General features: G+C 56.3%; 2 protein-coding genes. Both read right to left on the bottom strand.

Annotation, left to right across the window (positions count from 1 at the left end; genetic code table 11):
• Positions 1 to 209 (bottom strand): phage baseplate assembly protein V (locus FJV41_RS51145; RefSeq protein WP_141649671.1); only part of this gene is annotated, 209 nt, incomplete at its 3' end.
• 68 nt (positions 210 to 277) lie between these two features.
• Positions 278 to 400 (bottom strand): phage virion morphogenesis family protein, encoded by a 123-nt coding sequence (locus FJV41_RS56260; RefSeq protein WP_368773792.1) that lies wholly within the window; start codon positions 398 to 400, stop codon positions 278 to 280.
• Between the last annotated feature and the right edge of the window lie 10 nt (positions 401 to 410).

Genomic DNA, 410 nt, shown 5'->3' with positions numbered 1-410 from the left:
AGGCTGAACAGCACCACCTGCTCCCCTGGAGACGGGCACCACCAGGTGCGGGATTTACCTGCACGGTAGGTCAGCCAGTTAATCCAGTTGGTTTCGAGGTCGCCCGTTTTCACCCGGCACAGCCAGCCGTCCCGGTCCACTTCGGTCACAATGCCGGTGCGGATCAGATTGGTGATAAGGCGCATGATTTCGGTTAATTGCGTATTCATGAAGGCAAGATTGCCACGCGCGGAGGGAGTGCGGCAGCGTGGCGGGTTGTGTCATCCCTGACACAAAATCACTGTGACAACCAACGCAGTAAGACGTCTCGCGTAATGTCTTCTGATTCATCATTGATGCCGAGCAACCGGCGCTCTGCATATTTGACTTCCGGCCCTTTACGGCTGACCCGATCACGCAAGCCATAGTGA

Source organism: Myxococcus llanfairpwllgwyngyllgogerychwyrndrobwllllantysiliogogogochensis (genome assembly GCF_006636215.1).
GTDB lineage: Bacteria > Myxococcota > Myxococcia > Myxococcales > Myxococcaceae > Myxococcus > Myxococcus llanfairpwllgwyngyllgogerychwyrndrobwllllantysiliogogogochensis.
The sequence above is the reverse complement of the archived record's forward strand: the minus strand, read 5'-3'. Positions and strand labels throughout refer to the sequence as shown.